Raw genomic sequence first — 19153 nt, 5'->3', positions numbered from 1 at the left:
GCTTGTGCTCCCACACGTGCTCAAGGCACCTCTGGCATTCAGCTTGCCATTCACCGCTCTCACTCCAGATTCTAATCCCCTCTCAAGACACAAGCTGGCTTGCCGGCGATAGGGCCGGTGCAGGCAGCATCAGATCATCAGGCGCGAACTGGCCACTGCGACCACGGCCAGGCCCAGCAGCAGGTTGATCCCGACCATCCGCCGAATCCGCCCCAGCACCGCCGCACCCGCCGGCCAGTCCTCGGCCTGCACCGCCGCCTTCAGTTCCGGCAACAGCAATGCCTGGATGCGCATGAACAGGGCAAACATGGCGATGCCCCCACCGATCATCACCTGCACATACTTCGGTGCAGTCTCGAAGCCGCTGAAGCGCATGTGCAACATGCCGATACCACTTATCGCCAAAATCGCCACGGCCAGCCAGACCCAGCCGAAGAAGCGTCGGAAAACTTCCACCCACAAGCGCAGCCGGGCAGGCCCTTCAAGGGCTGCAACCGTTGCCGGGCGCAGCACCAGCCAGGCGAAGAACATGCCGCCGACCCACACCAGGGCGGCCAGTACATGCAGTGTGTAGGGCAGGGCAAAGGCAAGCATCCGGATCTCCATGCGGCATAAAGGGCAATAGCGGGGTATGATAGCCGCCCCATGCGAAACACTGAAAATATATCCAGCCCTCCGGGCGCCTGCAGACCATGATCAGCAACGAACTCAAAGCCACCATCCAGGGCGCCTATACGCGTTTTCTCGAAGCCAAGAGCCTCAAGCCACGCTATGGCCAGCGTCTGATGATCGCCGAAGTGGCCAAGGTGCTCGGCGACATCGCCTGTGACGAAGAAGGCCGCCGTGCTGGCGAGCCTGCCGTGGTGGCAGTGGAGGCAGGCACCGGTACCGGCAAGACGGTAGCCTACAGCCTGGCTGCCATTCCGGCCGCCAAGGCTGCCGGCAAGCGCCTGGTGATCGCCACCGCCACCGTGGCGCTGCAGGAGCAGATCGTCTTCAAGGACCTGCCCGACCTGATGCGCAGCAGCGGGCTGAACTTCAGCTTCGCCCTGGCCAAGGGCCGTGGCCGTTACCTGTGCCTGTCCAAGCTCGACATCCTGCTGCAGGAGGGCCACGCCCAGTCGGCCACCGCCCAGCTGTTCGAGGAAGAAGGCTTCCGCATCGAAGTCGACGAGCGCAGCCAGAAGCTGTTCAACAGCATGATCGAGAAGCTTGCCGGCAACCGCTGGGACGGTGACCGCGACAGCTGGCCCGAAGCCCTGGAAGACCAGGACTGGGCGCGCCTGACCACCGACCACAGCCAGTGCACCGGCCGTCATTGCCCGAACTTCCAGCAGTGCGTGTTCTACAAGGCCCGCGAAGGCATGGGCAAGGTCGACGTGATCGTCACCAACCACGACATGGTGCTGGCCGACCTGGCCCTGGGCGGCGGTGCGGTATTGCCCGACCCGCGCGACACCATGTACGTGTTCGACGAAGGCCACCACCTGCCAGACAAGGCCATCGGCCATTTCGCCCACTATTCGCGCCTGCGCTCCACTGCCGACTGGCTGGAGCAGACCGCCAAGAATCTTACCAAGCTGCTGGCCCAGCACCCGCTGCCCGGTGACCTGGGCAAGTACATCGAGCAGGTGCCAGAGCTTGCGCGGGAAGTGCGCACGCAGCAGCAGTTCATGTTCACCCTGTGCGAGCAGGTTGCCGACTTCCGCCCCAGCGAGGACAACGAAGGCCGTGAGCGCCCCCGCTACCGCTTCGAAGGCGGCGTGGTGCCGGAGCAGATCCGCGAAGTGGGCATCGAGCTGAAAAAGGGCTTTGCCCGCCTCAACGACCTGTTCACCCGCCTGGCCGACCTGCTCAAGGAAGGCATGGACGGCGAGGTCAGCATCGGCATCGCCAGCCACCAGGCCGAGGAGTGGTACCCGCTGTTCGGTAGCCTGGTCACCCGCGCCCAGGGCAACTGGGAGCTGTGGACGGCCTTTACCGCCGAAGACCCGGAAGACAGCCCGCCCATGGCCCGCTGGCTGACCCTGGCCGAGAGCGGTGCGCTGTTCGACATCGAAGTCAACGCCAGCCCCATCCTGGCCGCCGAAATGCTTCGCCGCAGCCTGTGGAGCGTGGCCCATGGCGCGCTGGTGACGTCGGCGACGCTGACCGCGCTGGGCAAGTTCGACCGCTTCCGCATGCGCTCGGGGTTACCGCGTGACGCGGTCACCTGCGTGGTGCCCAGCCCGTTCGTGCATGGCGATGCCGGCCTGCTACGGGTCCCCGACCTTAAGGCTGACCCGCGCGATGCGGCGGCGCATACCGCGGCGATCATCCGCGAGCTGCCGAACATCGTCGAGGACGCCCGCGGCGCGCTGGTGCTGTTCTCCTCGCGCAAGCAGATGCAGGACGTGTTCGATGGCCTGGACCGTGACTGGCGCAAGCTGGTGCTGATCCAGGGCAACCTGTCCAAGCAGGAAACCCTGAACAAGCACAAGGCGCGGGTCGACGATGGCCAGCACAGCGTACTGTTCGGCCTGGCCAGCTTTGCCGAGGGTGTCGACCTGCCGGGCGCCTACTGCGAACACGTGGTAATCGCCAAGATTCCCTTTGCCGTGCCCGACGACCCGGTCGAAGCGGCGCTGGCGGAGTGGATCGAGGCCCGTGGCGGCAACCCGTTCATGGAAATTGCCGTGCCTGACGCTTCGCTGCGGTTGATCCAGGCCTGCGGCCGCCTGCTGCGAACCGAACAGGATCGCGGTGTCATCACCTTGCTTGACCGGCGCCTGGTCACCCAGCGCTACGGCAAGGCTATTCTCAATGCGCTGCCGCCGTTCCGGCGGGAAATTTCCTGACCGCCGGAGCACTTGCTCCGGCGCGTTGTCCATTACTCAGTCTTGGGCCATGAGGGCCCTGAAGGAGAGCCCCAGCCTTATGGTCCGCCGCACCCTGCCCGCCGTTTTCGCCCTGTTGTTCAGCTCGCCCTTGCTGGCTGGGCAGCAGACGCTGTTCAGCTTCGTGCGCCCGGCCTCGGTGGTCAATGTGGCGACCGAGGATGCCGGCATGCCGCAGTACAACGCGGAGCAGACGGCCGAAGGCGAGGTGTTGCGGCGCGTGGTGTTCAACCCGGCCCAGCGGCCGACCCTGCGCCTGAGCCCGCAAAGCGGTGTGTGGGACTGGTCCAGCGGGCAATTCCTGACCTTGCGCCTGCAAAGCGCGATGGATTGGGCGCTGACCGTGGATGTCATGGTGCAGGGCAGTGATGGCCGCACGTTGACCAGCCGCATCGACCTGCCTGCCGGTCCTGCACAAACCGTGATGGTACCGCTGACGGCCAGCTCGCCGCTGAGCCAGGGCATGCGCGCCGGCCCGCCCATGCCCTGGAGCCATGGCGGCCAGCGCCTGCTGCTGACCAGCAGCACCGGCGCGGTCGACCTCAAGCAGGTGGCCTCGGTCAGCCTGAGCATCCCCAACCCCAAGGTGGCGCAGAACCTGCTGATCGAACGGGTGGGCATCCAGGATGACGACCAGGCCTACAAGGCGGCCTACCACGAGCTGATCGATGCCTATGGCCAGTCCACCCGCGGCCATTGGCCAGAGAAGGTTGCCAATGACGAGCAGCTCAAGGCGGCCGATGTGCGCGAGCAGCAACAGCTCAAAGGCTGGCTGGCAGAGCGTGGCAAGCAGCAACTGGACGCGTACGGTGGCCTGCTGGCGGGACCAGCGTTCGAGGCCAAAGGCTTCTTCCGCACGGAAAAACGTGACGGCCGCTGGTACCTGGTAACACCCGAGGGGCACCCGTTCTATTCCCTGGGGGTGAATGCCGTGGCCGCGGATGGCGGGCGAACCTACGTTGCCGGGCGTGAGGGGATGTTCAAGGCGTTGCCGGGCGAGGGCGATGCACTGGCCGCATTCTATGGCGAGGGCAACAACGACGACGGCAACGCTTCGTCGCAAGGGCGCAACTTCAAACAGGGGCGCTGGTTCGATTTCTATGCCGCCAACCTGCAGCGCACCTATGGCAAACCCTGCCCGCCCGCGGCAGAGGGGCAGCCGGCCAACTGCCCGCCGTTGGCGCTGGATGCCGCCCGCTGGCAGGCGCATGCACTCGACCGCCTGCAGGCCTGGGGTTTCAACACGATCGGCAACTGGAGCGAGCCGGCCCTGGGCCAGGCCAAGCGCATGCCGTACACCTTGCCGCTGTCGATCGTGGGGGATTACGCCAGCATCAGCACCGGTATGGACTGGTGGGGCAGCATGCCCGACCCGTTCGACCCGCGTTTTGCCATGGCCACCGAGCGCGCCGTGGCCATTGCCGCCCGCGATCACCGTGACGACCCCTGGCTGATCGGTTATTTCGCCGACAACGAACTGGCCTGGGCCGCCCCCGGTAGCGACCCCAAGGCGCGTTACGGCCTGGCCTATGGAACCTTGCGCCTGACCACCGACGTGCCGGCCAAGCGCGCCTTCCTCAAGCAGTTGCGCGACAAGTACCGCAACCAGGAAGGGCTGTCCAAGGCCTGGGGCATCGAGCTGACCGCCTGGGAGCTGATGGAGGACCCGGGCTTCGAGGCACCGTTGCCCGACCCGGAGCACCCGGAAATCGAGCGTGACTACCAGCACTTCCAGCAGGTGTTTGCAGAAACCTACTTCAGGACCATTGCCGACTCGTTGAAGTGGCATGCGCCCAATCACCTGTTGCTGGGGGGGCGCTATGCGGTCAGCACGCCTGAGGCGGTCAAGGCCTGTGCCGAGTTCTGCGATGTGCTCAGCTTCAACTTCTATACCCTCAAGCCGCAGGATGGCTACGACTTCGCCAGCCTGGCCGAGCTGGACAAGCCGGTGTTGGTGTCCGAGTTCCAGTTCGGCTCGCGCGATCGCGGGCCGTTCTGGCCGGGGCCGCTGGAATTGGCGCGTGAAGAAGACCGCGGCCCGGCCTACGGCAACTTCCTCAAGGCGGCCCTGGCGCAGCCAATGATCGTTGGCGCGCACTGGTTCCAGTACCTCGACCAGCCGGCCAGCGGGCGCCTGCTCGATGGCGAGAACGGCCACCTGGGGTTGGTGGCGATCACCGATATGCCTTACCCCGGGTTTGTCGATGCCGTGCGCAAGAGCAACTTGCAGGCAATGAGCCAGCTACGTACTCAGTTGGAAAAACCGATTCCCTGACTAGTGCAAATGGATGTGGGGGGCGGGCGTGCCCGCGAATCAGGCGACCGGGTGGATGGCACCGGCCATGCCGGTGTTCGCGGGCACGCCCGCTCCCACATTAAGTCCAGCTTGGCTACCGTTCATCGTAACCACCCAGCCCAAGCCAGTTTGCAAAACGCCAAACTACTGAAACAATGCACACCATTTTCGGAATTGGTCGTACGGAGAACAGCGGGTGCAGATCCAGGGTCACTATGAGCTGAAGTTCGAAGCAGTGCGCGAAGCCTTTGCCGCGCTGTTCGATGATCCCCAGGAGCGTGGCGCCGCGCTGTGCATCCAGGTCGGTGGCGAAACCGTGGTCGACCTGTGGGCCGGCAGTGCCGACAAGGATGGCCAGCAGGCCTGGCACAGCGACACCATCGCCAACCTGTTCTCCTGCACCAAGACCTTCACCGCCGTCACCGCCCTGCAACTGGTCGGCGAAGGCAAGCTGGCCCTCGATGCCCCGGTAGCCAACTATTGGCCCGAGTTCGCCCAGGCCGGTAAACAGGCGATCACCCTGCGCCAGTTGCTCAGCCACCGTGCCGGCTTGCCGGCCATCCGTGAGCTGCTGCCGGCCGAAGCGCTGTATGACTGGCAGGCCATGGTCGATGCGCTGGCTGCCGAAACGCCCTGGTGGACACCCGGCACCGAGCACGGCTATGCCGCCATCACCTACGGCTGGCTGATCGGCGAGCTGATCCGCCGTGCCGATGGCCGTGGCCCCGGCGACTCGATCGTCGCCCGTACCGCGAGGCCGTTGGGGCTGGATTTTCATGTCGGCCTGGCGGACGACGAGTTCCATCGCGTGGCGCATATCGCCCGTGGCAAGGGCAACGCCGGGGATGCTGCGGCGCAGCGCCTGCTGCAGGTGACCATGCGCGAACCCGAGGCCCTGTCGACCCGGGCCTTCACCAATCCGCCGGCGATCCTGACCAGCACCAACAAGCCGGAATGGCGGCGCATGCAGCAGCCAGCGGCCAATGGCCATGGCAATGCGCGCAGCCTGGCGGGCTTCTATGCCGGGTTGCTGGACGGCAGCCTGCTCGAATCCGAACTGCTCGACGAACTGACCCGTGAGCACAGCCTCGGCCAGGACCGTACCTTGCTCACCCAGACCCGTTTTGGCCTGGGCTGCATGCTCGACCAGCCCGACGTGGCCAATGCCACCTTCGGCCTCGGTGCCCGCGCCTTTGGCCACCCCGGTGCCGGTGGTTCGGTCGGTTTCGCCGACCCGGAGTACGACGTGGCCTTCGGTTTCGTGGTCAATACCCTTGGCCCTTATGTGCTCATGGACCCGCGAGCCCAGAACCTGGTACGTGTCCTTGCCAGTTGCCTTTGATCGGGTAATGCGGGTATTGCCCCACCCCTTTGACTATCCTCAATGCCAACGCCTGAAGGGCGTAGACAAAATTTCTTTCTATTTCATGGTGTATCGCTGATGTCTTCACACAAAACCTTAGCACTCGCCCTGTGCCTGACCGCCGTTACCGGCTGTGCCAGTCACCCCCAGGACGGCTCGAAGGACAGCGCCTCGAGCTGGTGGCCCTTCGGTTCGGACAAGGTTGCCGAGCAGGAAGTGAAGCAAGCCGTCACTGAAAACGTGGCCAAGGCCGACGCCAAGTCCGAGAATGCCAGCCGTTGGTGGTGGCCGTTCGGCGCTGACGAGAAGCAGGCCAAGGGGCCGGTGGTACCGAAGATCGACCAGAAGGCCACCCAGGCCTGGCTGGACGAGTACGAGCCCAAGCTGCGTGAGGCGATCAAGGGCAGCAAGCTGGAGCTCGAGCGCCGCGACAATGTGCTGGCCGTAACCATTCCGGTGGACGGCTCGTACAACCCTGACCGTCCGAACATGCTGCTGCCGATGACCCTGGGCCCGATTACCCGTGTGGCCAAGACCGTCGAAGGCGATGCCAAGACCGCCGTGCTGGTGCTTGGCCATGCCGACAACAGCGGTGTCGCTGCCGCCAACCAGAAGCTCAGCCTGGAACGTGCCGCTTCGGTGTCGGCCATCTTCCGCCTCAGCGGCCTGCAGCGCGACCGCCTGACCCTCAAGGGCATGGGCTCGGAAATGCCGCGCGCCGCCAACGACAGCGCCGAAGGCCGTGCCCTGAACCGCCGCGTGGAAATGCTGCTGACCCCGCAGAACACCATGGTCGCCCTGTTGGCCAAGTACCAGCAAGCCGCCCCGGCGCGGGCCCCGATGGTGGCGGTACAGGATGTAAAAGCGCCTGCCGCCAAGGCTGCCGACAGCAAGCCTGCCGCCAAGGCTGCGGCGAAGAAGCCTGTAGCCAAAGCCAAGGCCAAGTCGCCAGCCAAGACCACGGCCAAGAAAAAAGCCGCGCCGGCCAAGCCCGTCGCCAAGAAAGCTACCGCTGACAAGAAAGTAGCTGCCAACAGCCCTGCGAAGACCAACTGATCGTCAAGGAACGCAGCAATGACCCAATCCCTGGCCGATATGCGCCGCGACTACACCCGTGATGGCCTGGCTGAAGCCCAGGCCCCGGGGGAGCCGTTCGCCCTGTTTCACCAGTGGTTCGCCGATGCGGTGAAAACCGAGCAGGTACCGGTGGAAGCCAACGCCATGACCCTGGCCACTGTCGATGGTGAAGGCCGCCCTCACTGCCGCATCTTGCTGCTTAAGGGGCTCGATGAGCGTGGTTTCACCTTCTTCACCAACTACGACAGTGCCAAGGGCCAGCAACTGCTGGTTAACCCCTTCGCCGCCATGACGTTCTTCTGGCCAGCGCTGGAGCGCCAGGTACGTATCGAAGGGCGGGTGGAAAAGGTCACGGCCCAGGAGTCGGACGCCTACTACCAGGTACGCCCGCTGGGCAGCCGCCTGGGGGCCTGGGCTTCACCGCAGAGCCAGGTGATTGCCGGCCGCGAGGAGCTGGAGGCGCTGGTCAAGGCCACCGAGGCGCGTTTCTCCGACACCCAGCCGCATTGCCCGGAGCATTGGGGGGGGTATCGTTTGCTGCCTGAACGCATCGAGTTCTGGCAGGGGCGGGCTAGCCGCCTGCATGACCGGCTGAACTACCGGCTGGTGGACGGGCAATGGCTGCGGGAGAGGCTGGCGCCCTGAGGTTCCGGGGCTGCTGCGCAGCCCATCGCGACGCAAGGCAGCTCCCACGGGTACAGCGCAGACCCAATCCGTGGGAGCGGCCTTGTGTCGCGAAAGGGCCGCAAAGCGGCCCCAGCAATTACCAAGGCTACCCCGGATACCCCGCAGCCTCCCGCTCCAACCACCCCGCCAACTGCTTGCGCCCCACCTTCTCCATCCGCGCCTGCTCCAGCCTTTGCAGCATATACGCGCGTTTTCCAGAGTCCGACCCGGCCAGCGACAACGCCAGGTCACGGTCCATCCAGCGGCGCATGCGCACATACAGCCACCAGTGGAAATACAGCCCCGCAACGGTGGTGACCACGACGATGAAGTAATCCATGGCTATCCTTGGTCTCACTTGAAAAGGCCTCGACACAGCCACGCAGGCTGTACCTCGGCTGAATGAAAACAATTTTATTGCGTTTGTACCGTGACAGCCGTCAACGTGCAGCGTCTAATGAGCACCTGACTTATGGAGACCTTACCCATGCGTAAATCCGCTTTGCTGGTGGCAACCTTTACCACCCTGTCGCTGTTGCTGGGTGGCTGTGCCTCGAGCCTGACCGGTGACAGCTACTCCCGTGATGAGGCCCGCCGCGTGCAAACCGTGCGTATGGGCACCATCGAATCCCTGCGCCCGGTCAAGATCGAAGGTACCAAGACCCCGATCGGCGGTGGTGCTGGCGCCATCGTCGGTGGCGTGGCCGGCAGCGCCGTGGGCGGTGGTCGTGGCAGCATCGTCGCCGCCGTGATCGGTGCCGTTGCTGGTGGCCTGGCGGGTTCTGCCGCCGAAGAAGGCCTGACTCGCACCCAGGGTGTCGAAATCACCGTGCGTGAGGACGATGGCAGCATGCGTGCCTATGTGCAGGCTGTGCAGCAGAACGAGATCTTCCGCGTTGGCGACCGCGTGCGCATCATGACCGTCGACGGTACCAGCCGCGTCTCGCACTGACCGTAGCGCAATAAAACAAAACCCCGACATGGCGCTCGCCAGTCGGGGTTTTTTCATGCTGTGGCCAAGTCAGTCGTTGCTGGGCTTGCGGCTGGCCATGGCGGTTACCGCATAGCCGATCACGGCGGCGAAGAACGAACCGGTGAGAATACCCATGCGGTCCATCCCGGCGAAATCACTGCTGCCCGGCACAAAGGCGAGTGAGCCAACGAACAGGCTCATGGTGAAGCCGATACCGCAGAGTATCGCCACACCCAGCAATTGCCCCCAACTGGCACCGACAGGCAGTGCGGCCAGGCGCAGTTTGACCGCGATCCAGGTCAGGCCGAAGACACCCACGGTCTTGCCCAGCAGCAGCCCGACGGCGATGCCCAGCGGCACCGGGTGGGTGAAGCTTTCTACGGTCATGCCTGCGAGCGATACACCGGCATTGGCGAAAGCGAACAGCGGCAGGATGGCGTAGGCGACCCACGGATGCAGGGCGTGTTCCAGGGCGAGCGACGGCGAGCGCTCGGCATGGCGTGTGCGCAGCGGGATGCACAGCGCCAGGGCAACGCCAGCGAGGGTGGCATGCACGCCGCTCTTGAGCACGCAGACCCACAGGATCAGGCCAACGACCATGTACGGCCCAAGCTTGACCACGCCAAGCCGGTTCATGGCCACCAGCACGACCAGGCAGGTGGCGGCCAGCAGCAGTGACACGCTCGACAGGGTACCCGAGTAGAACAGGGCAATGACGATGATCGCACCCAGGTCGTCGATGATCGCCAGGGTCATCAGGAACAGTTTCAGTGACACCGGCACGCGCTTGCCCAGCAGGGCCAGCACACCGAGGGCGAAGGCGATGTCAGTGGCGGTCGGGATCGCCCAGCCGGCCACGGCCGCGGGGTTGTCACGGTTGATGAACCAGTAGATCAGTGCCGGTATCACCATGCCGCCCACTGCGGCGGTGGCAGGCAGGATTACCTGGGAGGGCTTGGACAGGTGGCCGTCGACCACTTCGCGCTTGACCTCCAGGCCGATGAGCAGGAAGAACAGGGCCATCAGGCCGTCGTTGATCCACAGCAGCAACGGTTTGGCGATGTGCAGTGCGCCGACCTGGACGGCGACGGGAACGTCGAGCAGGCCGCTGTACAGGTACGACAGCGGTGAATTGTTGATGACCAGGGCCAGGATGGCCGCAGCAATCAGTAGCAGGCCGCTGGCGGCTTCGAGCTGGATGAAACGGGTTAACAGGCTACGCACGGGCTATAGGCTCTCCATGAGCAGTTTACGATTGGAGCGGGCTTACACCCTAGCCTGTGACGATATGCTTTAAAACAAAAACTATATTCGTTTTTGTTATATGTTGTTGCCGGCTGGGCTGAGGCAAGCCTAGATGTAGTTGGGGAAGGATGGGGGAGGGGAAGTCTGACGTTGGTTGTGGATTTTTCTGATGCCTGTCAGGGCCCTTTCGCGGGCACGCCCGCGAAAGGGTCGATGCAAAATTACAGGCCGAGCATATCCCGCGCCACCGCCTCGGCAATGCGAATCCCATCGACACCGGCGGACAGGATCCCGCCCGCATACCCGGCCCCTTCACCCGCCGGGAACAGACCCTTCAGGTTCAGGCTCTGGAAGTCCTCGCCGCGGGTTATGCGCAGCGGCGACGACGTACGGGTCTCGATCCCGGTCAACACCGCATCATGCAGGTTGTAGCCCTTGATCTGCCGGTCGAACGCCGGCAGCGCTTCGCGAATGGCCTCGATGGCGAAGTCCGGCAGGCTCGGCGCCAGGTCACCCAGGGTCACGCCCGGTTTGTAGGAGGGCTCGACACTGCCCAGCGCAGTCGACGGCCGGCCGGCGACGAAGTCACCCACCAGCTGCGCCGGGGCCTGGTAGTTGCTGCCGCCCATCACGTAGGCGTGGGCTTCCAGGCGTTCCTGCAGCTCGATGCCGGCCAGCGGGCCGCCCGGGTAATCGCGCTCGGGGTCGATACCCACGACGATGCCGGAGTTGGCGTTGCGCTCGTTACGCGAGTACTGGCTCATGCCATTGGTAACCACCCGGCCCGGCTCGCTGGTGGCGGCGACCACGGTGCCGCCCGGGCACATGCAGAAGCTGTACACCGAACGGCCGTTCTTGGCGTGGTACACCAGCTTGTAGTCGGCGGCACCGAGTTTCGGGTGGCCGGCGTACTTGCCCAGGCGCGCCTTGTCGATCAGTGTTTGCGGGTGCTCGATACGGAAGCCCACCGAGAACGGCTTGGCTTCCATGTACACGCCCTTGGCGTGCAGCATGCGGAAGGTGTCGCGGGCACTGTGGCCCAGGGCCAGAACCACATGGCGCGAGTGCAGCTGTTCGCCGCTCTCCAGCACCACGCCGGTCAGCTGGCCATCCTCGATCAGCAGGTCGGTGACCTTCTGCTGGAAGCGCACTTCGGCACCGAGGGCGATCATGTCCTGACGCATCTGCTCGACCATGCCGGTGAGGCGGAAGGTACCGATGTGCGGCTTGTTGATGTACAGGATCTCGTCCGGCGCACCGGCCTTGACGAATTCTTCCAGCACTTTGCGGCCGTGGTGCTGCGGGTCCTTGATCTGGCTGTACAGCTTGCCGTCGGAGAAGGTGCCGGCGCCGCCTTCGCCGAACTGCACGTTGGACTCGGGGTTGAGCACGCTCTTGCGCCACAGGCCCCAGGTGTCCTTGGTACGCTGGCGTACTTCCTTGCCGCGCTCGAGAATGATCGGCTTGAAGCCCATCTGTGCCAGCAACAGGCCGGCGAAGATGCCGCACGGGCCGAAGCCGACCACGATCGGGCGCTCCTGCAGATCGGCCGGGGCCTTGCCGACGAACTTGTAGGTTACGTCTGGTGCCGGGCCGATGTTGCGATCGTCGGCGAACTTGCTGAGCAGCTCGGCTTCGTTGCTGGCTTCCAGGTCGATGGTGTAGATGAACAGCAGTTCGCTGTTCTTCTTGCGCGCATCGTAGCTGCGCTTGAACAGGTTGAAGCTGAGCAGTTGCTCGTCACGGATGCCCAGGCGCTGGACGATGGCTTCACGCAGGGCTTCGTCGGGATGGTCCAGGGGCAGCTTCAGTTCGGTGATTCGTAGCATGGCAGGGTCCAGTATCCCGGCCATGGGCGGCCGGCGGCTTTACACAAACCGCCAAGTATAAGCTGTTAGCCGCCTCGACTGGCAGGATAAAAGCGCCCGGCGATCAGTTGTCGCGCGCACCGCCGTAGTAACCGCAGCCCTGCAGGGTCTTGCCGTCGATGCGCAGTTCGGCGCGCAGGTGGTGGATGGCACCGGTGGCGGTGTCTACGCAGCGTTGTGGCGCAACCCACAGCTCCACGTGCTGGCCGTTGGCTTCGCTGGTCAGGGTCAGGCCGCCGCCGGGCACTTGTTCTTCCAGGAAGGGCAGGGGCAGGGGTTCCTGGCCGACGCGGTTGAGCACCATGCCTTTGCCGCTGGCCTTGATGTCCCAGTCTGGCTCGTGGCCGTTGGCACGCAGGGTCAGCTGCTTGAAGTTGGGGTCTTCGCAAGCGCGGGTGGAAGGTTCCAGGCGGTACAGGCGACGAACTTCCAGCTGGCCGTCGTTGTTGGCCTGCTTGCTGCCGGTGAGGCGGCCACGGACGTCGGCGAACAGCTTGTCGTTGGCGTCCTTGGCGAGGTTGGCGGCTTCCTGCAGGATGCCGGTAGCGGCGACGTCGTTGATCACGAAAGTGCGGTTTTCACTGCACGGCTTGAACAGCAGCTGGCCACCGGCAGCACGCAGCTCGCCCTGCATGCGCGTGGTGCCGATGTTCGGGTCGCTGGGGGCGTCAGCCATGAGCTGGCAGCCGGCGAACAGGGGCAGCAGGGCGGTGAGCAGCAGGGTGGGGGTGAGGCGCATGAGGCGGGCTCCGGGGGATCTTTGCCAAAGAGCTGGCCACGTTACTCAGGCTCGGCGGGGATCACAAGCCTTTGGTAAACCTGTGCCGGCCTCTTCGCGGGCTTGCCCGCTCCCACAAGTTCGGCACAGGCTTCGAATACTGTGCGATACCTGTGGGAGCGGGCAAGCCCGCGAAGAGGCCGATACAGGCGATACAAAATCCGGCAGGCAGAAAAAAGGGCCCGAAGGCCCTTTTCCCGATCAACCCCCCAGGTACGCGTCGCGTACCTTCGGGTCAGTCAGCAGTGCCTCACCGGTACCCTGCATCACCACCCGGCCGTTCTCCAGCACATAGGCCCGGTCTGCGATCTTCAGCGCCTGGTTGGCGTTCTGCTCCACCAGGAACACCGTCACGCCATCACGACGCAGCTGTTCGATGATGTCGAAGATCTGCTGGATGATGATCGGCGCCAGACCCAGCGAGGGCTCGTCGAGCAGCAGCAGTTTGGGCTTGCTCATCAACGCCCGGCCAATCGCGAGCATCTGCTGCTCGCCACCGGACATGGTGCCGCCACGCTGGATATAACGCTCCTTCAGGCGCGGGAACAGTTGCAGTACCTTGTCCAGCTGCTCCTGGTAATCGCCCTTGTCGGTAAAGAAGCCACCCATCGCCAGGTTTTCCTCGACGGTCAGGCGGGAGAACACACGGCGCCCTTCCGGCACCACCGCGATGCTCTTGCGCATGATGTGCGAAGACGGCTGGCCGACCAGTTCTTCACCCAGGTACTTGATGCTGCCGCTGTGCGCCTGCGGCGAGCCGCACAGGGTCATCAGCAAGGTCGACTTGCCGGCACCGTTGGCGCCGATCAGGGTAACGATCTCGCCCTGGTTGATCTCCACATTGACGCTGTGCAGCGCCTGGATCTTGCCGTAGAAGGTGGAAACGTTCTCGAACTTCAGCATTTACGCTTCCCCCAGGTAGGCTTTGATCACGTCAGGGTTGTCGCGGATCTCTTCCGGCGTACCGTGGGCCAGGGGGGTACCCTGGTTGATCACCACGATATGGTCGGAAATGCTCATCACCAGCTTCATGTCGTGCTCGATCAGCAGCACGGTGACGTTGTGCGACTCACGCAGGTAGGCAATCAGCGCCTTGAGGTCTTCGGTCTCCTTCGGGTTCAGGCCCGCTGCCGGTTCGTCGAGCATGATGATGCGCGGCTGGGTCATCATGCAGCGGGCGATTTCCAGGCGGCGCTGCTGGCCGTAGGCGAGGGTGCCGGCGGTACGGTTGGCGAACTCGGTCAGGTGGACCTTCTCCAGCCAGTACTGCGCGCGTTCCATGGCCTCCTTCTCGCTGCGGCGGAAGTTCGGGGTCTTGAACAGGCCGGCGAAGAAGTTGGTATTCAGGTGGCGGTGCTGGGCGATCAGCAGGTTTTCCAGTGCGGTCATTTCCTTGAACAGGCGCACGTTCTGGAAGGTCCGCACCACGCCCTTGCGGGCGATCTGGTGCCCGGCCAGGCCCTGGATCGGCTGGCCATCGAGCAGGATGGTGCCGCCGCTGGGCTTGTAGAAGCCGGTCAGGCAGTTGAACACGGTGGTCTTGCCGGCACCGTTCGGGCCGATCAATGCCACCACCTGTTTTTCCTTGACGGTCAGGCCCACGCCGTTGACCGCCAACAAGCCGCCGAAGCGCATGCTCAGGCCGCTGACTTGCAAAATTTCGCGGCTCATCGACGCAGCTCCATGTGTGGACGTTGCATAGGCAGCAGGCCTTGCGGACGCCAGATCATCATCAACACCATCAGCGCACCGAACATCAGCATCCGGTATTCGCTGAACTCACGCATCAGCTCGGGCAGCAGGATCATCACGATGGCCGCGAGGATCACGCCCAGTTGTGAGCCCATGCCGCCGAGCACGACGATGGCGAGGATGATCGCCGACTCGATGAAGGTGAACGACTCCGGCGTCACCAGCCCCTGGCGCGCAGCGAAGAAGCTGCCGGCGAAACCGGCGAAGCAGGCGCCCAGGGTGAATGCCGACAGCTTGATCACGGTCGGGTTCAGGCCCAGTGCGCGGCAGGCGATTTCGTCTTCGCGCAGGGCTTCCCAGGCGCGACCAATCGGCATGCGCAGCAGGCGGTTGATCACGAACAGCGCCAGCAGGGCCAGCAGCAGGGCCACCAGGTAGAGGAAGATGACCTTGTTGATCGAGTTGTATTCCAGCCCGAAGAACTCATGGAAGGTCTGCATGCCCTCGGCGGCACGGCGTTCGAAGGTCAGGCCGAAGAACTCCGGCTTGGGGATGTTGCTGATGCCGTTGGGGCCGCCGGTCCAGTCGGTGAGGTTGCGCAGGAACAGGCGGATGATCTCGCCGAAGCCAAGGGTCACGATCGCCAGGTAGTCACCGCGCAGGCGCAACACCGGGAAGCCGAGCAGGAAGCCGAAGGTAGCGGCCATCAGGCCGGCGATCGGCAGGCAAACCCAGAAGCTCCAGCCCAGGTAGTGCGAGAGCATGGCATAGCTGTAGGCGCCGACGGCATAGAAGCCGACGTAACCCAGGTCGAGCAGGCCCGCCAGGCCGACCACGATGTTCAGGCCCAGGCCCAGCAACACGTAGATCAGGATCAGCGTGGCAATGTCGACCGCACCGCGCGAGCCGAAGAACGGCCACACCAGTGCCGCGACGATCAGGCCCATGATCACGTAGCGTTGGGTCTTCGGCAGGGTCAGGTAGTTGCTGACGGCCGGCGGGATCAGCTTGCGATCCGAACGGCGGCCCATTACCGAACTCCACTGCTTGTCGAACAGCACGCGCAGGAACATCAGCACCGAGCACAGGGCAATGATGCTGAGGTTGAACGAACCCTGGCTGTGCACGGACAGGCTGATGCCGTCGATGCTCAGTTTCAGGCCCAGTACCGGGAAGGCCACGGCCCATACCAGCAAGGCGCTGAAGAACGCCTGTTTGAGATTTCTGTTCATACTTTTTCAACCTCCGGGCGGCCCAGGATGCCGGTCGGCCGGAATAGCAGGACAAGAACCAACAAGCCGAATGCCACTACGTCCTTGTACTGGTCGCCGAAGATGTCGGCACCGAACGCTTCGGCCACGCCGAGCACCAGCCCGCCGAGCATGGCGCCCGGGATGCTGCCGATGCCACCCAGCACCGCCGCGGTGAAGGCCTTCAGGCCCACCAGGAAACCGGCGTTGGGGTTGATCACCCCGTACTGCATGCTCAGCAGCACGGCCGCCACTGCCGCCAAAGCGGCACCGATGACGAAGGTGAGGGCGATGATGTTGTTGGTGTTGATGCCCAGCAGGTTGGCCATCTTGATGTCCTCGGCGCAGGCGCGGCAGGCGCGGCCCAGGCGGGAACGGGAGATGAACAGGGTGAGGCAGGTCATGGCTATCAGGGTGACCACGAACACCAGGATCTGCATGTAGCTGATCAGTACTTCTTCAGCACCGCCCGGCCCGAACGAGAAGCTGCCGGGGATCAGGTTGGGGATGGACTTGTCCTTGGAGTCTTGCGACAGCAAGACGGTGTTCTGCAGGAAGATCGACATGCCGATGGCGGAAATCAGCGGGATCAGGCGGTTGCTGTTGCGCAGGGGGCGGTAGGCAACCCGTTCGATGCTGTAGCCATAGGCACTGGTGACGAAGATCGTCGCGACGAAGGCGACGGTCATCAGGATCGGCAGCGAATGGATGCCCATCATGGCCAGGCCCGCCAGGGCGATGAAGGCCACGTAGGAACCGATCATGTACACCTCGCCGTGGGCGAAGTTGATCATGCCAATGATGCCGTACACCATCGTGTAGCCGATGGCGATCAAGGCATAGGTACTGCCGATGGTCAATCCATTAACCAGTTGTTGGAAGAAATGGTAGATCTCAGGCATTACAGCGCTCCTAAAAACCTGATTTGCATTTCGCTGGCGGGGGTAGGCCAGGAAACCGCGGGTGACGGTTTTAAGATTTTCAGGTGAGCCGGCCCCCGGATCGCGGGGATCAGGCCCATGAACCTCGTAAAACAAAGCCCACTGCTCGCACAGTGGGCTCCTAGGTCAGCTATTAGTCACGCAGTTACTGAGGGGAGACTTCGGTCTTCGGCTTGCCGAAGTGCCATTCGTAGACCACGAACTTGAAGTCTTTCAGGTCGCCTTTGGCGTCGTAGGACAGTTCGCCCGTCGGAGTCTTGAAGGTGCCGGCGTGGATGGCCTCGGCCACCTTCTCGGCGTCTTCGGACTTGGCTGCCTTGATGCCCTGGGCGATCAGCTCGACAGCCGAGTAGGCCGGGAACACGAACGGGCCGCTTGGGTCCTTGCCGTCAGCCTTGATGGCGTCGACGATCTTCTTGTTCGCAGGGTCGGCGTCGAACGACTTTGGCAGGGTTACCAGCAGGCCTTCGGAGGCGTTCTGGGCGATCTGCGAGATGGAGTCGTTACCCACGCCTTCCGGGCCCATGAACTTGGCTTTCAGGCCTTTTTCCTGAGCCTGGCGCAGGATCAGACCCAGTTCTGGGTGGTAGCCGCCGTAGTAGACGAAGTCGACGTTGTTCTGCTTGAGCTTCTGGATGATCGAGGAGAAGTCCTTGTCACCGGCGTTCAGGCCTTCGAACACGGCAACCTTGGTGCCTTTGCCTTCCAGGGTCTGCTTGACCGCGGTGGCGATGCCTTCACCGTACTGCTGCTTGTCGTGCAGGACGGCGACCACCTTCGGCTTGACGTGGTCGGCGATGTAGTTGCCGGCGGCCGGGCCCTGGGCGCTGTCCAGGCCGATGGTACGGAAGATCAGCTTGTAGCCACGGGCGGTGATTTCCGGGGAGGTGGCAGCCGGGGTGATCATGATCACGCCTTCGTCTTCGTAGATGTCGGACGCAGGCTGGGTGGAGCTGGAGCACAGGTGGCCGATGACGAACTTGACGCCGTCGTTGACCACTTTGTTGGCGACTGCTACGGCCTGTTTAGGGTCGCAGGCGTCGTCGTATTCCTTGGCTTCGAGCATCTTGCCATCTACGCCGCCCGCGGCGTTGATATCCTTGATGGCTTGCTTGGCGCCGATGAACTGCATGTCGCCGTATTGGGTCACAGGGCCGGTCTTGGGGCCCGCGATCCCGATCTTGATGGTATCGGCGGCAAACGAATGGCTGGCTACCCCGGCCAGAACCATTGCGGCGAACAGCTTGGAAATCTTGATCATAGTGCTCCACTCATTCTGTTGTAATTCTTATAGTCCTGGCGGCCAGGGCTACAGACCGGGCGGGATTTGCGGCGTGGCCATGCCAACGCGCAAGCCCACCGTCCCCCGGAACATGTCCCGGAACTGTACCGGTACAGTGTAGAGCGCTGTTCGAGCGCTTGAAAAGCGGTCGAAAAGTGCCTGCTTCCTGGGTTGTCGCTTGGTCGACACAAAAGTACAGAAAGGCGCCATCAAACTGCCTGCATCTGCGACTCCATCCCGCAACTTCGGGATGATTCGACCAAATTACATATTTGAAACCGGGTTTTTCTGCAAAAATGCCGGCCTTTTCATTGGCCGATTTTTGTGGATACCACCCATGAGTGATCAAACAAGCACCCTCTATGCCAAATTGCTTGGCGAGACGGCAATCATCGAGTGGAAAGCGCTGGAGCGTTTCTGGGCCAAGGGTGACCTGATTTGGGTCGACCCAACCCTCGACCTGATCGCCGTTGCCGAGGCGATGGCCGAGAATCACAGCGAGATCTTCGCCAAGTGGCGTAGTGATGGCACCGTTGGGCCGGTGACTGCCGAGCAGGCCCAGGATCTGCAAAGCCGCGATCCAGAGATCTGGGCGGTGGTGGTTTCGCCGTTTATCGTGATCCAGGTGAAGCGCACCGCAGAGGCATGATCGTTTTTGGTGCGCGAAAATGCGCAACAGTCCCATTTTGGTGCTTGATGGCGCTCAAGGTGGGTAGAGGGAAGTAACAATTCGGCGTGGCGGTAACAGTTTACGGGATGCGTAATGCCCCACCGTCTTCCAGGCGACGCGAAACCCTGTGGGAGCGGCCTTGTGGTCTGCCTGGAAAATGTTCGAACCAGTCAGGA

The 19153-nt window shown here is 63.5% G+C and carries 17 protein-coding genes; 7 read left to right on the top strand and 10 right to left on the bottom strand.

Annotated features, from left to right (window positions below; all coding sequences use genetic code 11):
- Positions 1–129: 129 nt before the first annotated feature.
- Positions 130–594 (bottom strand): CopD family protein, encoded by a 465-nt coding sequence (locus tag ACIQYU_RS25875; RefSeq protein WP_207832898.1) that lies wholly within the window; start codon positions 592–594, stop codon positions 130–132.
- Positions 595–692: 98 nt separating this feature from the next.
- Between ACIQYU_RS25875 and dinG the strand changes: the two genes are divergently transcribed.
- From dinG to pdxH, 5 genes are all read left to right on the top strand, one after another.
- Positions 693–2837: an ATP-dependent DNA helicase DinG gene (gene dinG, locus ACIQYU_RS25870; protein ID WP_207832895.1), complete on the top strand. Its 2145-nt coding sequence runs from the start codon at positions 693–695 to the stop codon at positions 2835–2837.
- Between the two features lie 79 nt (positions 2838–2916).
- A complete protein-coding gene (locus tag ACIQYU_RS25865) occupies positions 2917–5151 on the top strand; it encodes a beta-galactosidase (RefSeq protein ID WP_207832893.1) in 2235 nt (744 codons plus the stop codon).
- A gap of 217 nt (positions 5152–5368) precedes the next feature.
- Positions 5369–6514 (top strand): serine hydrolase domain-containing protein, encoded by a 1146-nt coding sequence (locus tag ACIQYU_RS25860; RefSeq protein WP_207832891.1) that lies wholly within the window; start codon positions 5369–5371, stop codon positions 6512–6514.
- A gap of 99 nt (positions 6515–6613) precedes the next feature.
- Entirely contained in the window at positions 6614–7591 is a 978-nt protein-coding gene (locus ACIQYU_RS25855) for an OmpA family protein (RefSeq protein ID WP_241105941.1), read from the top strand.
- An 18-nt stretch (positions 7592–7609) separates the two neighbouring features.
- The gene (gene pdxH / locus ACIQYU_RS25850) at positions 7610–8257 is read left to right on the top strand and encodes a pyridoxamine 5'-phosphate oxidase (protein ID WP_063913111.1); all 648 of its coding nucleotides are present in this window, start codon (positions 7610–7612) and stop codon (positions 8255–8257) included.
- Between the two features lie 127 nt (positions 8258–8384).
- On the opposite strand, the gene ACIQYU_RS25845 is transcribed toward pdxH, so the two are convergent.
- Positions 8385–8618, bottom strand: coding sequence for a hypothetical protein (locus ACIQYU_RS25845; RefSeq protein ID WP_343583184.1), 234 nt, complete (start codon positions 8616–8618; stop codon positions 8385–8387).
- Positions 8619–8765: 147 nt separating this feature from the next.
- On the opposite strand from ACIQYU_RS25845, the gene ACIQYU_RS25840 reads away from it, so the two are divergent.
- Positions 8766–9230: a glycine zipper 2TM domain-containing protein gene (locus tag ACIQYU_RS25840; RefSeq protein WP_207832885.1), complete on the top strand. Its 465-nt coding sequence runs from the start codon at positions 8766–8768 to the stop codon at positions 9228–9230.
- Between the two features lie 69 nt (positions 9231–9299).
- On the opposite strand, the gene nhaA is transcribed toward ACIQYU_RS25840, so the two are convergent.
- The 8 genes from nhaA to ACIQYU_RS25800 all read right to left on the bottom strand — a co-directional run bounded on the left by nhaA (position 9300) and on the right by ACIQYU_RS25800 (position 18286).
- Positions 9300–10475 carry a Na+/H+ antiporter NhaA gene (gene nhaA, locus ACIQYU_RS25835; protein WP_233694767.1) on the bottom strand — a complete coding sequence of 392 codons (1176 nt, stop codon included), beginning with the start codon at positions 10473–10475 and terminating at the stop codon, positions 9300–9302.
- A 242-nt stretch (positions 10476–10717) separates the two neighbouring features.
- Positions 10718–12325, bottom strand: a complete 1608-nt coding sequence (locus ACIQYU_RS25830; protein ID WP_015271531.1) for an NAD(P)/FAD-dependent oxidoreductase — start codon at positions 12323–12325, stop codon at positions 10718–10720.
- Between the two features lie 103 nt (positions 12326–12428).
- On the bottom strand, positions 12429–13103 hold the full coding sequence (locus ACIQYU_RS25825; protein WP_233694768.1) for a COG3650 family protein: 675 nt from the start codon (positions 13101–13103) through the stop codon (positions 12429–12431).
- Positions 13104–13343: 240 nt separating this feature from the next.
- On the bottom strand, positions 13344–14045 hold the full coding sequence (locus ACIQYU_RS25820) for an ABC transporter ATP-binding protein (RefSeq protein ID WP_013973921.1): 702 nt from the start codon (positions 14043–14045) through the stop codon (positions 13344–13346).
- Positions 14046–14813 carry a high-affinity branched-chain amino acid ABC transporter ATP-binding protein LivG gene (livG, locus tag ACIQYU_RS25815; protein ID WP_063913106.1) on the bottom strand — a complete coding sequence of 256 codons (768 nt, stop codon included), beginning with the start codon at positions 14811–14813 and terminating at the stop codon, positions 14046–14048.
- On the bottom strand, positions 14810–16066 hold the full coding sequence (locus ACIQYU_RS25810) for a high-affinity branched-chain amino acid ABC transporter permease LivM (RefSeq protein ID WP_063913105.1): 1257 nt from the start codon (positions 16064–16066) through the stop codon (positions 14810–14812). The genes livG and ACIQYU_RS25810 overlap by 4 nt, the downstream gene beginning before the upstream one ends.
- Positions 16063–16986, bottom strand: coding sequence for a high-affinity branched-chain amino acid ABC transporter permease LivH (livH, locus tag ACIQYU_RS25805; RefSeq protein WP_207832879.1), 924 nt, complete (start codon positions 16984–16986; stop codon positions 16063–16065). Before livH ends, ACIQYU_RS25810 begins: the two co-directional genes overlap by 4 nt.
- A 184-nt stretch (positions 16987–17170) precedes the next feature.
- On the bottom strand, positions 17171–18286 hold the full coding sequence (locus ACIQYU_RS25800) for a branched-chain amino acid ABC transporter substrate-binding protein (protein WP_075046119.1): 1116 nt from the start codon (positions 18284–18286) through the stop codon (positions 17171–17173).
- Between the two features lie 358 nt (positions 18287–18644).
- On the opposite strand from ACIQYU_RS25800, the gene ACIQYU_RS25795 reads away from it, so the two are divergent.
- Positions 18645–18956: a DUF2288 domain-containing protein gene (locus ACIQYU_RS25795; RefSeq protein ID WP_402802708.1), complete on the top strand. Its 312-nt coding sequence runs from the start codon at positions 18645–18647 to the stop codon at positions 18954–18956.
- Positions 18957–19153: the final 197 nt, after the last annotated feature.

The sequence above is a fragment of the Pseudomonas sp. NPDC096925 genome (assembly GCF_044762545.1).
Classification (GTDB): Bacteria; Pseudomonadota; Gammaproteobacteria; order Pseudomonadales; family Pseudomonadaceae; genus Aquipseudomonas.
This window is presented reverse-complemented; position numbering and strand designations above follow the sequence as displayed.

Excerpts from the sequence above, each read along its gene's own strand:
- ACIQYU_RS25845 (WP_343583184.1), bottom strand. The coding sequence starts at position 8,618 with ATGGATTACTTCATCGTCGTGGTCACCACCGTTGCGGGGCTGTATTTC.
- ACIQYU_RS25875 (WP_207832898.1), bottom strand. The coding sequence starts at position 594 with ATGCTTGCCTTTGCCCTGCCCTACACACTGCATGTACTGGCCGCCCTG.
- ACIQYU_RS25830 (WP_015271531.1), bottom strand. The coding sequence starts at position 12,325 with ATGCTACGAATCACCGAACTGAAGCTGCCCCTGGACCATCCCGACGAA.
- livH (WP_207832879.1), bottom strand. The coding sequence starts at position 16,986 with ATGCCTGAGATCTACCATTTCTTCCAACAACTGGTTAATGGATTGACC.
- ACIQYU_RS25800 (WP_075046119.1), bottom strand. The coding sequence starts at position 18,286 with ATGATCAAGATTTCCAAGCTGTTCGCCGCAATGGTTCTGGCCGGGGTA.
- livG (WP_063913106.1), bottom strand. The coding sequence starts at position 14,813 with ATGAGCCGCGAAATTTTGCAAGTCAGCGGCCTGAGCATGCGCTTCGGC.
- dinG (WP_207832895.1), top strand. The coding sequence starts at position 693 with ATGATCAGCAACGAACTCAAAGCCACCATCCAGGGCGCCTATACGCGT.
- ACIQYU_RS25825 (WP_233694768.1), bottom strand. The coding sequence starts at position 13,103 with ATGCGCCTCACCCCCACCCTGCTGCTCACCGCCCTGCTGCCCCTGTTC.
- ACIQYU_RS25865 (WP_207832893.1), top strand. The coding sequence starts at position 2,917 with ATGGTCCGCCGCACCCTGCCCGCCGTTTTCGCCCTGTTGTTCAGCTCG.
- ACIQYU_RS25855 (WP_241105941.1), top strand. The coding sequence starts at position 6,614 with ATGTCTTCACACAAAACCTTAGCACTCGCCCTGTGCCTGACCGCCGTT.
- ACIQYU_RS25795 (WP_402802708.1), top strand. The coding sequence starts at position 18,645 with ATGAGTGATCAAACAAGCACCCTCTATGCCAAATTGCTTGGCGAGACG.
- ACIQYU_RS25820 (WP_013973921.1), bottom strand. The coding sequence starts at position 14,045 with ATGCTGAAGTTCGAGAACGTTTCCACCTTCTACGGCAAGATCCAGGCG.
- pdxH (WP_063913111.1), top strand. The coding sequence starts at position 7,610 with ATGACCCAATCCCTGGCCGATATGCGCCGCGACTACACCCGTGATGGC.
- ACIQYU_RS25840 (WP_207832885.1), top strand. The coding sequence starts at position 8,766 with ATGCGTAAATCCGCTTTGCTGGTGGCAACCTTTACCACCCTGTCGCTG.
- ACIQYU_RS25810 (WP_063913105.1), bottom strand. The coding sequence starts at position 16,066 with ATGAACAGAAATCTCAAACAGGCGTTCTTCAGCGCCTTGCTGGTATGG.